General features: G+C 57.3%; 13 protein-coding genes. 9 read left to right on the top strand and 4 right to left on the bottom strand.

The features are described from left to right. Window position 1: 1 nt before the first annotated feature. Together RBB47_RS17955 and RBB47_RS17950 are read right to left on the bottom strand one after the other, a co-directional pair. Window positions 2-1,315 carry a hypothetical protein gene (locus RBB47_RS17955; protein ID WP_305987246.1) on the bottom strand — a complete coding sequence of 438 codons (1,314 nt, stop codon included), beginning with the start codon at window positions 1,313-1,315 and terminating at the stop codon, window positions 2-4. Further along, window positions 1,315-2,991 carry an AMP-binding protein gene (locus RBB47_RS17950; RefSeq protein ID WP_305987245.1) on the bottom strand — a complete coding sequence of 559 codons (1,677 nt, stop codon included), beginning with the start codon at window positions 2,989-2,991 and terminating at the stop codon, window positions 1,315-1,317. The genes RBB47_RS17955 and RBB47_RS17950 overlap by 1 nt, the downstream gene beginning before the upstream one ends. A 109-nt stretch (window positions 2,992-3,100) precedes the next feature. Between RBB47_RS17950 and RBB47_RS17945 the strand changes: the two genes are divergently transcribed. Beyond that, window positions 3,101-3,913, top strand: a complete 813-nt coding sequence (locus RBB47_RS17945; protein ID WP_305987244.1) for a DUF6502 family protein — start codon at window positions 3,101-3,103, stop codon at window positions 3,911-3,913. A 2-nt stretch (window positions 3,914-3,915) separates the two neighbouring features. Next, entirely contained in the window at window positions 3,916-4,800 is an 885-nt protein-coding gene (locus RBB47_RS17940; protein WP_305987243.1) for a DUF5666 domain-containing protein, read from the top strand. A gap of 20 nt (window positions 4,801-4,820) precedes the next feature. On the opposite strand, the gene RBB47_RS17935 is transcribed toward RBB47_RS17940, so the two are convergent. Then, window positions 4,821-6,461 carry a hypothetical protein gene (locus RBB47_RS17935; RefSeq protein WP_305987242.1) on the bottom strand — a complete coding sequence of 547 codons (1,641 nt, stop codon included), beginning with the start codon at window positions 6,459-6,461 and terminating at the stop codon, window positions 4,821-4,823. A gap of 229 nt (window positions 6,462-6,690) precedes the next feature. Between RBB47_RS17935 and RBB47_RS17930 the strand changes: the two genes are divergently transcribed. Continuing rightward, the gene (locus tag RBB47_RS17930; protein ID WP_305987241.1) at window positions 6,691-7,362 is read left to right on the top strand and encodes a cyclic nucleotide-binding domain-containing protein; all 672 of its coding nucleotides are present in this window, start codon (window positions 6,691-6,693) and stop codon (window positions 7,360-7,362) included. A gap of 56 nt (window positions 7,363-7,418) precedes the next feature. Here the strand turns inward: RBB47_RS17930 and RBB47_RS17925 are convergent, their stop codons facing one another. Next, on the bottom strand, window positions 7,419-8,156 hold the full coding sequence (locus RBB47_RS17925; protein ID WP_305987240.1) for a GntR family transcriptional regulator: 738 nt from the start codon (window positions 8,154-8,156) through the stop codon (window positions 7,419-7,421). 241 nt (window positions 8,157-8,397) lie between these two features. Between RBB47_RS17925 and RBB47_RS17920 the strand changes: the two genes are divergently transcribed. The 6 genes from RBB47_RS17920 (at window position 8,398) to RBB47_RS17895 (ending at window position 13,663) form a co-directional block, all read left to right on the top strand. Beyond that, window positions 8,398-9,387, top strand: coding sequence for an ABC transporter ATP-binding protein (locus RBB47_RS17920; RefSeq protein WP_305987239.1), 990 nt, complete (start codon window positions 8,398-8,400; stop codon window positions 9,385-9,387). A gap of 60 nt (window positions 9,388-9,447) precedes the next feature. Then, complete coding sequence (locus RBB47_RS17915; RefSeq protein WP_305987238.1) at window positions 9,448-10,740, top strand: PotD/PotF family extracellular solute-binding protein; 1,293 nt, start codon at window positions 9,448-9,450, stop codon at window positions 10,738-10,740. Further along, a complete protein-coding gene (locus RBB47_RS17910) occupies window positions 10,737-11,678 on the top strand; it encodes an ABC transporter permease (RefSeq protein ID WP_371932812.1) in 942 nt (313 codons plus the stop codon). The genes RBB47_RS17915 and RBB47_RS17910 overlap by 4 nt, the downstream gene beginning before the upstream one ends. A 2-nt stretch (window positions 11,679-11,680) precedes the next feature. Further along, entirely contained in the window at window positions 11,681-12,520 is an 840-nt protein-coding gene (locus RBB47_RS17905; RefSeq protein ID WP_371932811.1) for an ABC transporter permease, read from the top strand. Window positions 12,521-12,527: 7 nt separating this feature from the next. Next, the gene (locus RBB47_RS17900) at window positions 12,528-13,250 is read left to right on the top strand and encodes an aspartate/glutamate racemase family protein (protein ID WP_305987235.1); all 723 of its coding nucleotides are present in this window, start codon (window positions 12,528-12,530) and stop codon (window positions 13,248-13,250) included. An 86-nt stretch (window positions 13,251-13,336) separates the two neighbouring features. Next, window positions 13,337-13,663, top strand: coding sequence for a hypothetical protein (locus RBB47_RS17895; protein ID WP_305987234.1), 327 nt, complete (start codon window positions 13,337-13,339; stop codon window positions 13,661-13,663). Window positions 13,664-13,712: the final 49 nt, after the last annotated feature.

The following is a 13,712-nucleotide window of genomic DNA, read 5'->3' as shown; positions in this document are numbered from 1 at the left end:
GTCAGCTGTCCCAGATCGCGCCATAGGCCGGAATGCCGAGCGTTTCCATATCGTGAACCACCTTGCGGGTGAGTTTTTGATTGGAGATCACAATGACTGCTTCGGCCCCGCTTTCACGCACTGCCTGCAGCGCCAGGGCTGACAGGTCCGGCTTGCCGTGGGCATCCGTGTCCCAGATCAGCGGTTTTTCCGTGTGGGCTTCGATTTCGTCCACCAGATCATCGCCATAGGTTTCGCGCGGCGACCGCGTCGACCAGATGAGCCGGTTGGGAACCTTTCGTTTCAGGAGATGCGGCAGAATGGGTCCGATGCCCGAGCCGGTGCCGACATAGACGACTTGTGAAAAAAGGTCCTCGATCCGGGCGACACCGCTCGTCGTGATCCCCTTGACCCAGACCTTTTTCGGCGGATTGTCGATGAAAGCGCCGGTCCAGTCGCCCGCCCGGGAGATCGCCAGCCGGTAGCCCGTTTCATCCGGTGAGGGGATGTTGGCAAAGGCATGATATTCGCCGAACGGCGTGTGGCTGATTGCATTGGAGCTTCCGGCAAACGGCGTGTCACCGTAGTCGAACCTGGCCAGTACGACGTGATTGGACGGTTTGACAATTCCGACATCCACCCGTTTCAACGTCAACCAGGGCGAGGCGATGGAGAGTGTTATCAGGCACAGCATCCAGAAGGCCGGTGTTTCGGTCAGGGGAACGTCCATGTCACGGGTAATCGAGACTGTCTGGGCCCAGAAGAGGGCGAGAACCGTCCAGCCGACAAAGCGATGGATCTTTTCAAAGGCGTTGTGAAAGCGCGTGCGGAACCGGCTCAAGGCAGTTCCGATCATCAGGCACATGAGGACCACCATAAGGCCGCTCAAGGCAAGCGTTATCACCGACACCTGGGGAGAGCCCGCAAGCCGGTCCGATGCCATGGCGAAGAGCAGGAAGGCGAACCAGAGAGTGCCCGCGACTGTGCCGCCATAATGAAGCCCGCCGAAGTGAAAGACCTTGCCCGCACCCCAACGGATCCAGAGCGGCCAGGAGACGGGGATCCGGGTCGCAAGCCAGAAGAGGGCATTGATGATGCGCTGCTGCCTGATTAGAATCCCGAGCGAGAGGTTGATCAGGGCCATGTCGGCGATCGTGTCGAGGCGGAAAGCCGTGCCCTCGAACCATTGTCCGCTGCGCAAACCTGCGACAAGGACCGCCAGATTGATGATGGCGACAAGCATATAGAGCCGCCGGTACTCCATCAGCGCCGGGTGGCGGGTCATACGCCGCCAGTTCGGTGCGGCGTGGTTGAGATCGGTTGTCTGGGTTGTCATCAGTTCAGCTCCACACCTTCGTTCGCGATGTGGTCTTCGGCGAGTTTGTGAAGCAGGCGTTTGTCCAGCTTGCCCCTTGGAGTGCGCGGCAATTCGGGCAAGGCCAACACGACTGTCGGCATGCAGTAGTAGGGAAGGCGGTCACTGACCTGCTGCCGGGCTCTTTGCGGACTGGCGTTTGCCGGCGAAATGAAACTCACCAGGTTGCGGTCATCGAGTTTCAGCGTGGCGGCCCGATTGCAACAATCGGCACTTTCAAGTGCGCTGGAAACGCCGTCGAGTTCGACCCGGAAGCCACGTATTTTCACCAGGTCGTCGACACGGCCGAAATGCTCCAGCTCCCCGGTAGCGGTCCAGCGGCCGAGATCACGGGTGCGAAACATCATGTGGCCGGGACGGAACGGATCCGGCCGGTAACGTTCGTCCGTCAGGTCGCGATTGGCGAGATAGCCTGCAGTGACACAGTCGCCCCCGGCCCACATCTCCCCCTTGTCTCCAATGGGCAGCGGACGCAGCTCGTCGTCAAGAATATAGACCGTGTTGTTCGGTGTCGGGCGCCCGATCGACAGGACCTGCTTTTCCGGAAAATGCGGTTCGGCGGTGTTGATAATCGTGGTCTCCGTCGGTCCGCAGGAATTGTAGAAGAGACAGAAGGAAGACCAGGCGTCCGCGAGGGACCTAGGGCACGGCTCACCGGCGACTGCCGCCGCCTTGACCTGCTGGCAGCGACGATTGTCGAGCGAGGCGAGGATCGAGGGCGTCGCGATCAAGATGTCGACCTCTTCTGCCGTCTCCTGGATGGACTTTCCGCGGATCACCAGAGTTGCGCCGTTGGAGAGCGCTCCGAGGATCTCCCAGGCTGCCATATCGAACGCGATTGAGAGGATCTGACCGACGCGCAAACCTGGCCGCATGCCGAGGTCGCCGGGGCTGGTCAACAGAATATTGGCCAGATTGCGATGCGTAACCTGAACGCCGTTCGGGACGCCGGTGGTACCTGAGGTGAACAGGATCATAGCCAGATCGTCAGGCTCGGCGCGGTTGGAAATGAGATCCGGAGCGCTAGCAGACAGGTCTGGATCGTTCATGACTGCGTCGATCGAAATCAGGGCCTGGTGCGCTTCAACCGGAACATCTGCAGCCACGTCGCTCAAGGTCAGTAATACCTTTGCGCGTGTTACGCCGGCGATATGGCGTAGCCCGGCTTCCGGGGCGACACCGACATGCTGCGGAACGTAAGCCGCTCCGAGTTTCATGGCAGCAACGATGCCGACGACCATTTCCAGCGATCGCCGAAGATAGAGACAGACTGCGTCCCCTCGTTTCACGCCATGATGTTTCATGAGCCCGGCCAGCCGGTTCGAGGCTTCGTCGAGTTCACCATAGGTCATCGTCCGGCCACCGCATTCAACGGCCGGTGCGTCCGGCTGCATGCGCAACCAGTGCCGGATTGCAGCAGCGATGGTCGCATGGCGAGGGCGCACATTTTCACCCCATCCGTATGTTCGGAATTTCTCCCGGTCCGCGGACGTCAGGCAGGCCAGAGGATCGGTCAGGAAACGCGAGGCGAGGGGATTGATCGTGTGAGTTTCGTTGAACGCATGAAGTGAAAATTCCGGCGTTGCACCCTCCCATATCAATGATGCGTCACCATTGATAATGGGAAATTTTCCCATTGACTTTCACAATCGGTAAACTACCTGTCACGAAAATGTTGAGTGTGGAAATGCAGGAACTTACTGAAAGAGTGCTACTTACCTAAGCCCACGAACCTTATGGAATAATATGTCGATCGGACCCAAGGACCCGTTTGAAACAGCGCTTGCCGACCTGTTAATACCGCTTGCCAAAGCGATGGTTGCGCGTGGGGTCACGATCGGGACAGCAACCGAAGCTTTGAAGAAGGCCCTTGTGAGCGCCGCCGAAGAAGTGTCCGATTCCACGGTGAGCGACAGCAAGGTGAGCGCCCTGACGGGTCTTCACCGAAAAGACGTCAAGCGCCTGCGAAATGAAGACACCGACGCACCTGAAAAGCGCAGTTGCAGTGCGGCCGCGCTTGTCGTCGGCTATTGGTCGACAGCGCCGCAATTTCTGAACGACGACAACGCCCCGAGAGACCTTGCGCGCAAGAGTGCCGATGATGCGCCAGGTTTTGACGACCTTGTGCGGCAGGCGCGGATCGACATGGCACCTGGAACGGTTCTGAAGACCCTTGTCGACCAAAAACTGGTCAACCGCTTGGAAGATGGGCGTTACCGGCTTTTGAGCAACGCGTTCGTGCCGACTGCCGGAAGCGCGGAGCAGGTTGCCGCCTATCGGGCAACATTGTCTGCCCACCTGGCCGCGGCAACGCACAACCTGATCGCGGAAGAAGATACACCCCGCCACTTCGACCGTGCCGTGCGCTACACCCATTTGTCCGCGGCATCTGTTGAAGAACTTCGTGCGATTTCGGCTAAAAAAGCGCAGAAAATGCTTCAGGACATCAACGTCCGGGCCCGTCAATTGCAGGACCAGGATCAGGACAGTGACCAGAAAGGCCGCTTTGCCGCCGGCACCTACATCCTGCCTACGTTTCCAGAAGACAAGGAAGGGTGACAGTGCTCGTCCGCCTCATTGCCGCAGCAGCAATTTTCTTCAACATCAGTCAGACACTTGCGCAGGACAGCGAAGAGCGTGAGGGCGGTGTCGTTGGAACGGGCATTGCCGGGGTCATCACTGATCTTGGCAGTATCTATGTGAACGGCCACAAGATCGAGATTGCGGACGGTATGAACGTAAGCGGATCGGTGCCTGAAATTGCGGCCGGTGAGCTCAGGCCCGGACACACGGTCGCCGTCGTCGCGCGGCTTCAGGACGATATCTGGCGGGCGGAGCATATTCGCCAGGTTCTTCCTCTTGTCGGACCGGTCGAAAGAATAAGCGGCGGGTCGCTGACCGTTTTGGGAACGGACGTAACGCTTGGAACTTTATCTGTTGCGGTCAATGAAGGCGACTGGGTCGCGGTCAGCGGGCTCTGGCAGGGGGCACGTGTTCTTGCCACGGCGGTGGAGGTTCTGCCCGGCTGGCAAGGACCGGCGCAAGTCAGCGGCAGCTTCTTTGAAGCCGCGACTGGCGAGCCGCAGAAAATTGGCGGAACAGACCTTCAGGGGATCATTCCCCGGCACCTGTCACCTGGTGACTTTGTCCGCGTCGTGGGCACTCCGGTTCCAGGTGGGATTAAGGCGGAACAGCTGGAAACAGGCCTTTTCGACGCCAAGGTCGGCGTTATCCAGGTGGAAGGATACTTTTCCGAACCGAAACCGGACGGTCTTTACACGGTTCTGGGATCGGGTCTGATCGCCTTTACCGACACGCCTGCAATGATCGATGCGTCGGTCAGGATTATCCAGTGCGGCGCGAATGGGAGATTGGGTGCATTCCCGGCAGGCATGCAGTCGGCCGAAGATATTGAGACCATTCGCGCCAGGTTGGGCTGCTTCTAGAACACCAGCGCTGAAGGATTTCAAGCAGCTTTTGCCTTGCTGCGGCAGTAGCAGGACGCGTGGACGGGGACGGTCGCGCGCGCAGCAGCTTTATCCAGCAAGAGTTTCACATGCTTGGCTTCCGTCAGCTCGCCGCGATGGACAAGGCACTCGTGAAGACCATGCAAGCTCCAGATGTTCTGAGGGTGCTGGCAGGCTCTTGCCAGCGTATCGTCCAGACCGAGATCTGCCCGGTAGACAGCTTCTGCTTCCTCGTACCTGCCGTCTTCCATCAACAGCGCACCCAGCGCGTGACGGGTCGGCTGCATCCAGCCCCAGGGCTCGTCGTATAGGAGATTGTCATCGAGTTCGACTGACCGGCGCAGATGCTCCAGACCCTCTTTCCGTTTGCCGGATTTGAATGCGAGTTCGCCGTCCATCATCGCTTGACCGATAGCCAAAACGTCATCGGCGGTGTTGTTGAAGACCATCCGGCTTTCCTGGACCGCTTCGCGGGCAGCAATTGCGCGTTCGCGCTCCCGTGCTGCCTCCTCCATCAGTCCAAGATTTGCCATCGCGACGGTGCGGGCCTGGAAGATGGCAGCGGTGGTGTAACTGTAGAGATCCGCATCTTCCGGGAACGGTTCGTCCAGGATCTCGCGCCATTGCCCGAAACGGACCATGACGTGGATTTTCTTGCCGTAGAAGGACTCAAACAGGTCCGGCATGAACCGGACGACTTCGTCGGGCAGCATGCGCATCAGTTCTTCCGATGCCGCCAGGGCTTTTTCCGGCTGACCAAGGAACATCGCGCCATAGGCCTCAAAATGGACGTTGTGAATGCGGTAAAGCGTATAGAAGTTCTGACTTCCTGCGAATTCCTCGTATTTCCGGTCGACATCAGCTGCCCTGTGATTGCGCCAGACAACGTTCTGGTATTCGCCGCATAAGACGTCGATATGGGTGGCCATGTGGCACAGGTGGCCGCTTTCCGGAACCAGGTCCACGAGCCTGTCGCCGTGCTTGAGCGCCTTTTCCGGTGTCGGCGACATTTCCATCAGGTGGATATACATGTGCAACAGGCCCGGGTGGTCCCAGGCGTCGGCTCGTTCGCTGAAAGCCGTCTCCAGAGCTGCCTGGGCTTCCAGCGTCGAAGCCCCTTCGGCCGGTATGCCGTTGGGAAGGTCCCAAAGCTGCCAGGGGGACCGGTTCATCAGCGCTTCTGCAAAGATTGTCACGACGTCCAGATCGTTCTTGTGCGCCGCGTAGACCTGACGCATCGCGTCGGCAAAGGCGTCGTGCCAGGGCATGTAATCCTCAACTGTCGGATCGTCGGGGAAGCGTTTGCCGATTGCGTCAATCAGGGCGACTTCGACCGGCTGCAGGTCGTTGCTGAGCGCCATCCCCGCGTCCACCGTTTCCCTGGCCCGTTGCAGCGTGGAAACGCGCTCGTCAGGCTCGAAAAATTCCCAGGGTTTGTTGTAGTTGGGACCGATTGCATATGCTAGGCCCCAATAGGCCATGCCGCACTTGGGGTCCTTCCGAATGGCATCTTCGAAACAGACGGCAGCAGCCTCATGATTGTAGCCGTACAGCCAGACCAGACCCTGGTCGAACAGGTTTTGCACGTCTTCGGAGGAGGTCGAGATTTTTCGCGAATAGGTTCCAAGATCAAATTTCATTGTGACGCCTCCCAATGCTGGCCGTGCCTAAAAACCAGTGACGCAAGCAGCGGTAAAGAAACTAAAGACAAAGAGTCAGCCGCATAATTAACGCAGCGTCAAGTTACGGTTTTTGCACTCTTTGCGGCGGCTGGTCGCCGTAGGACAAACCGTCACCAACCAATGCATTCAAATTAACGGGTCCTGACCCTAGGATGAAATCGCTAACACTCCGGGACGAGGCGATTCCATGTTTGGGCTAGATGTTTTAATCACCGTAGCGAATATAATTTATCTTTTTTCCTATGCGGTACGGGACATTCTTTGGCTGCGCATTCTGACAGTTGTCGGCGCCACGATGCTCTTGCCGTATTACTATTTCCAGGTCGACACACTCTGGGCCGCGATCGCGTGGAACTCGGTCTTCATCGCGATCAACATCTACTGGATCATCAGGCTGCTTCTGGACCGCAGACCGGTGCCGCTCAGCGCGGAAGAGAGGCGGCTTTACCAGCTTGCCCTCCGCAACATGAGCGAGCGCGAGGCCTACAAGCTTTTTCGGATGGGAAGCAGATCATCCATTCCCGCCGAGACCGTCTTGATGGCACAGGGCGATCCAGTCAAAGAGCTGACGCTGATCGTTGAGGGGGAAATAAGTGTCGACATGGACAGCACCCACATGGACACGCTGGGTGAAGGTCGGTTTGTGGGCGCTGCTGCCTTCCTGAGCAAAGATACGGACTATACCGCCCCTGTTTCGGTGCAGGTGACCAAACCGACGCGCGTTATCGTCTGGAAACTTCCAGAGCTGAAGGCGGAATTGAAAAAAGACACCGATCTTGAGATCGACATCGAGGCGAGCCTCGGACTGGAAATTACGCGCTTTCTTCAAACCGCCCGGACCAAATTGCTGTCGACCTGACTTTCACCTTAAGGAAACAGGTCCAATTGATCGTGCTGGACCAAGCGCGAAATTCGTCAATCCCGGCTCAAAGCTTGCGCCAAGGACGACGCGGTCTCTTTTTTCTCCCGGAGGTCCAGCCCTGAATGCAGGTCGATTATGTGGCTCTTCTGAATTTCTTCCGCTGCCGACCCGTCCTTTTCGGAAAAAGCCTTCATGAGCGCATGATGGGCATGGCTCTCACAGGTCGCATCGGCCCGTTTCCAATAAAGGGCAATGATAAGTGACGAGCGGGATATCAGGGAACGAACCATCTGTGAAAACACCTGCTGGTCCGCGATATCCGCAATCGCAATATGAAACGCTCCCGACAGTGAGAGCGCTTTGCCTTTGTCGCCGGCGTCAATCGCCGCGTGTTCAGCATCCAGGTGCCTGTTGAGCCGTTTAATGTGCGGTGCCCCGATCACCTCGGCGGCAAGACGGGCAACTCGAGGTTCAATAAGCGCGCGTGCTTCGAAGACCTCCTGGGCTTCGCGAATGCTGGGACGTGAGACGAATGCTCCACGGTTGCGCTCGATGTTGACCAGTCCCGAGTGGGCGAGCGCCTGTAGCGCTGCCCGCACAACCGTGCGGCTTGCGCCGTATATCTCGCCAACCTCGTCTTCCGAAAGCTTCATTCCCGGAGAAAGACGATGCTCGAGAATGGCTGAATGAAGGTTCAGACAAATATCAAGCGTGCGCCCCGGAGGAAGTGGAAAGGTGTCATGCGTAGCTGCGGCGCCAAATCCATTCGGCGCAGTCATTGTTCGGGCCATGGCGTCTTCGTCTTGTGGCTTGCGATAGCACCTATATTGTATAACGTTTGTTGTGTTCGATAGCAAATTTGATTGTATACAATTTTTCATCATTCTGTATTTATTCTGATTAATTTTTGTGCGCGTTTTCCGGTCTGAGGTTTCTGTAAATCACAGGAATTGGCAGAAACGCTGGATTTGACCAAGTTGGCACAGAGCCTGCAAGGCAGTTCGAGACTACGTCGTTTTCAAGAGCTGTCTTATGAAGAAAACAGAAGATCTGGAACTCGTTGCCACAACCAAGCGATATGGTGAAACGATTGCTGTCGATAGCGTCAGCCATCGATTTAAAGCGGCCACCTACTCGTGCCTGCTTGGACCTTCGGGATGCGGCAAGTCTTCGACGCTGCGCATGATTGCAGGTCATGAGCATGTCAGCGAGGGAGACATACTTCTGGGGACACACAACATCACCGACTTGCCGCCTGCCAAGCGCGGCACCGCAATGATGTTCCAGAACTACGCGCTCTTTCCGCATCTCAGTGTTGTCGACAACGTTGCATTTTCACTGAAAATGCGCGGCATCGACAAGACGAGCCGGCATGCGCGTGCTCTGGACCTTCTTCAGCTTGTCGACATGGTCGATTACGCGTCGCGCCTGCCATCGCAGCTGTCCGGAGGTCAGCAGCAGCGGGTCGCACTGGCGCGCGCGCTGATCACGGAACCGTCCGTTCTCCTGCTGGATGAACCGCTTTCGGCTCTCGATCCTTTCTTGAGGATCAGGATGCGGCTGGAATTGAAGCGTCTGCAGCGCGAGCTCGGCATCTCTTTCATCCATGTGACGCATTCTCAAGATGAGGCCCTGGCTTTGGCCGATGACATCATCGTCATGAACAACGGCGTCATCGAACAGGCCGGGTCACCGAAAGATGTCTTCAATTCGCCGCTAACCGAATTCGTCGCCCGGTTTATCGGGGGGCATAACGTGCTTCAGGTCGACGGCGGCCCGATTGCCGTAAGAGCCGACCGGCTTTTCATTCAAAAAGAAGGCTCACCAGAACAAGGGCATGCGGCAAGCGTCAAAGACGTGGAATATCTGGGCACCACCGTGAACCTGGCCCTTGTCGCACCGGAGGTCGGTGACCTGACGGTGGCGCTTCCGGACCAGGTTTTCTTCAATGATCCGATTGAAATAGGCGCAACCGTTTTCCTCTCCTGGAAGCCGGAAGATGCGCACCACCTGGCGGCCTAAGCCGCCTCGCAAGGCCTCGCGAAAGAGGCACTACTCCAAAGGGGATGAGGAGAAGCAGTCATGACAAAAAAGGAAAACAGGAATATTGTTAGCCGTCGAAGCATCCTGAAGGGCGGTGCGGCCGCCGCCGGTGCTGCGCTCGGATCAGGCGCCGTTACAGGATTTCCGACCATCTGGGCGCAGAACATCAAGGACGTAACACTGCGCCAGTTCGGAACCGGCGTTTCCAACCTCAACGAGGTCGCGGCCAAGGTGAAGGAAGATCTTGGCTTCACGCTCGAAATGACCGCACTCGACAGTGACAGCGTAACCCAAAGGGCGGCGACGCAGCCCAAGTCCTTCGACATTGCGGACATCGAATACTGGATCTGCAAGAAGGTCTGGGGCGCGGGCAATCTTCAGCCCATGGATACGTCAAAAATCAAGAACTACGACAAGATTGTCGGCATCTTCAAAAGCGGGAAGCTGACACCTGAATCAACAATCGCACAAGGCACGGCGCCGCATTCCGTCGGGTTTGTCGACGGGCCGGACGGCAAAAGCTTTGCCGGCGAAGAAACCGGTTGGATGACATTGATCCCAACCATCTACAACGCAGATACTCTCGGAATTCGCCCCGATCTCATCGGACGCCCGATCGAGAGCTGGACTGAGCTGTTGAACCCGGAGTTCAAGGGCAAGGCCTCCATTCTCGACATCTCCTCGATCGGGATCATGGATGCAGCGATGGTCTGCGAAGCCATGGGCGAAGTTCAGTATGGCGACAAGGGTAACATGACCAAGGAAGAGATCGACAAGACCATGGCGATCTTCACCAATGCCAAAAAAGATGGTCAATTCCGCGCCTTCTGGAAGAGTTTCGACGAAAGCGTGAACCTGATGGCATCGGGTGAAGTCGTGATTCAGTCGATGTGGTCGCCGGCGATTACAGCCGTTCGCTCCAAAGGCATTCCTTGCGTCTATCAACCGCTCAAGGAAGGTTACCGGTCCTGGGGTGGCGGTATTGGCCTGTCCAAAAATCTGTCCGGTCTGGAGCTGGACGCGGCCTACGAGTACATCAACTGGTACCTCGATGGCTGGGTCGGCGGCTTCCTGATGCGGCAGGGCTATTACTCGGCCGTACCGGAGACTTCCAAAAATCACATGTCTGAAAACGAATGGGGTTTCTGGTTCGAAGGCAAGCCGGCAACGGAAGACATCGTGAACCCGTTCGGTGATGTGATGGAGAAAGCCGGCGCGACCCGCGATGGAGGCTCTTTCTACGACCGTATGGGTGCGGTTGCCTGCTGGAACGCCGTCATGGACGAAAACCAGTACATGGTGCGCAAGTGGAATGAGTTCATCGCGGCATGACGGCTTCGCATGTTGCTCCCTGTCCGGCGGAAGGCCGGGCAGGGACAGATCAGGGCAGACAATCTGAACGGCGGCGCTTCGATCCATCCCGCCAGGCGGAGAGGGTGAGCTGGTTTCTCGCCGCGCCGCTGGCCTGTATTCTCGGGTTCTTTCTGCTTCTTCCGATCGCCATCATCGTCGTCGTCAGCTTTTGGAACTATAACGAATGGTCGTTCTTCCCTGACTTCGTCTTTGACAACTATGCCTTTCACCTGACGTCGCCCGTGACGTGGGCGACCTATCTGAAGACGCTGAAATTCATGGCGCTGACATGGATCTTTTGCGTGGTCATTGGCTTTACCGTCGCCTATTTCCTGGCGTTCCAGGTACAAAGCCTGCCGATGCAGGTCGTGCTCTTTCTTCTCTGCACGATCCCTTTCTGGACATCCAACATCATCCGGATGATTTCCTGGATCCCCTTTCTTGGGCGCAACGGCATTGCCAATTCCAGCCTGTTGCAACTCGGAGTGATAGATGAGCCTCTCGAATGGCTGCTTTATTCCGATTTCGCCGTGGTTCTCGCGTTCGTTCATCTCTACGCGCTGTTCATGGTCGTTCCGATATTCAACACAATGATGCGCATAGACAAATCGCTGATTGAAGCGGCGCGTGATGCCGGAGCCAGCGGTTTTCAGACACTTGTCAACGTGGTGCTGCCGCTATCCAAGCCGGGTATCATGATCGGATCGATTTTCGTCGTGACGCTTGTGATGGGCGACTTCATCACCGTGCGGCACATGTCCGGCGGTCAAAGTGCGTCGGTCGGGCGGATCATTTCCAACGAGATTTCCCTTTTGCAGTATCCGGCGGCCGCGGCCTCGTCAGTCGTGCTCCTGTGCACCGTCCTGCTGATGATCGGTGTCATGATGCGTTTTGTCGACATCAGAAAGGAGCTTTGAGCATGGAACCCAGAAGCCGCTCCTTCTACGCCCTGTCGGCCTTTTTCGCTCTGTTCCTGCTTTTCCTCTACGGGCCGGTCATCACGATAGGAATCCTTTCCTTCCAGGGCCCGCAGGGCGGACTGACATTTCCGATGAACGGTGTGTCGTTTCACTGGTTTGTGGATCTATTCGAGCAACAGGCTGTCGGTGACATCTGGGGATCTTTCAGAAGGTCACTCTTTCTCGGCCTTATGGTCATGGCCGTTACGGTCGTGATTTCGGTGATGGGAGGTCTTGCCTTTCGCAGCCGGTTCCGCGGTTCCAGCGCGCTTTTCTACATTATCGTGGCAAGTCTGATTATTCCTTCGATCCTGGTGTCGCTCGGGGTCGGCCTGATTTTCAACATTCTGGATTGGGAGGTCCACTGGTCCACGTCCGGGTTCGGCGCCCAGCTTACCTGGACGCTGCCTTTCGGACTTCTGATCATGTTCGCCGTCTTTAACCGCTTCGATAAATCCTACGAGGAGGCATCCAGGGACCTGGGGGCGTCGTCCTGGCAGACCGTGCGTTATGTCGTCCTGCCAATCATCGCACCGATGCTGATTGGCGTGGCATTGTTCGGGTTTACGCTTTCCTATGACGAGTTTGCCCGAACACTCCTGACGAGCGGTTCCTACAACACGTTGCCGCTCGAAATCTACGGAATGACCACCAACGTGACGTCACCGGTTCTTTATGCACTTGGAACGCTCACGACGGTGTTTTCCCTTCTGATCATCGGGTCTTTCCTGACGGTATTCGTGCTCTTGCGGCGCCGGCAGGCCCGGCAGGGGTCGGATGCGGGCAAGGGCATGGTGTGACAAGCCGATGGGGGGACGAAGCAAAGACATTCTGATCATCAATCCCAACACGACGGTCTCCATGACCGCGAAGATCGGGGAGGCCGCTCGCTCGGCAGCAAGACCGGAGAGCCGGATTACGGCCATCAATCCAGCCACCGGTCCCGCTGCCATCCAGGGGGCGGAAGACGGCGAAGCGGCTCTCCCCGGCCTGTTTTCCCTCGTGGATGAAGTTGCCGCGTCGCACCGGAACTTTGACGCGCTGATCATTGCCTGTTTCGACGACACCGGACTTTGGACGCTGAAGCAACGATTTGACCTGCCGGTTCTGGGAATCGGCGAAGCCGCGTACCACACAGCCGCGCTTTTCGCCGAGAGGTTCACCGTCGTGACCACGTTGCCTGTATCGATACCGGTGCTGGAAGGAAACCTTGAGAGAATGGGCCTGGCACATCGATGCAGCCGGGTCAGAGCATCCGATATCCCAGTTCTCGATCTGGAAGATGGCGATCGGCGGGTCTGGCGCAAGATCCACGCTGAAATCGCAGAGGCGCTTGAGCAAGATGATTGTGGTGCCATTGCGCTCGGCTGTGCGGGCATGGCAAATCTTGCGAATGAGCTCAGTCTTGAGTTCAAGGTGCCGGTCATTGACGGGGTCGCGGCGGCGGTCCGGCTTGCTGAAGTCATGCTGGATGCGGACTGTTCCAGCACCGATCCAGCCGGGGCATTGGCAACGGTCCCGAGTATCTGAACGCAGGAAACCGGCACCGGAGGGTTCACAAGACTGTGAACCTGTGTGTCTAGGTTTCGTTAACCTGCTTCGGTAAATTGTTGTTCATGTTTCGAGTTTTGCTCATTATCGGACTTTTGATCGCCGGCGCGCAACAAGGCTTCGCGCGCGGGTCGGTCGGCATGTCCGCGAGCGAACTACCCGTCGTCATGACGATGGACCTTGCAATCGCGCAATTGCACGAAAAAGAGTGCTGCAGCGAGCAGCCGGTTGCGGAAACGAAACCCTCTTACTGCAAGAACTCCGAATGCAAGGCGGTGATGGCTGCGGCTTCGTTCAATTCGCTTTCCGGACAAGACCATCCGGACTGGGTTTCGGTGCGTCATCACACCTCTGTGCCGGAAAGGCTGGAACCCAAACCGCCCAATTCCTGATCTGACCGTATTGAGAGGCGGACCCTTGAGGTTCGCCGTTAGGTTATTG

This window comes from Roseibium sp. MMSF_3544, assembly GCF_030732845.1.
Taxonomy (GTDB): domain Bacteria; phylum Pseudomonadota; class Alphaproteobacteria; order Rhizobiales; family Stappiaceae; genus Roseibium.
The sequence above is the reverse complement of the archived record's forward strand: the minus strand, read 5'-3'. Positions and strand labels throughout refer to the sequence as shown.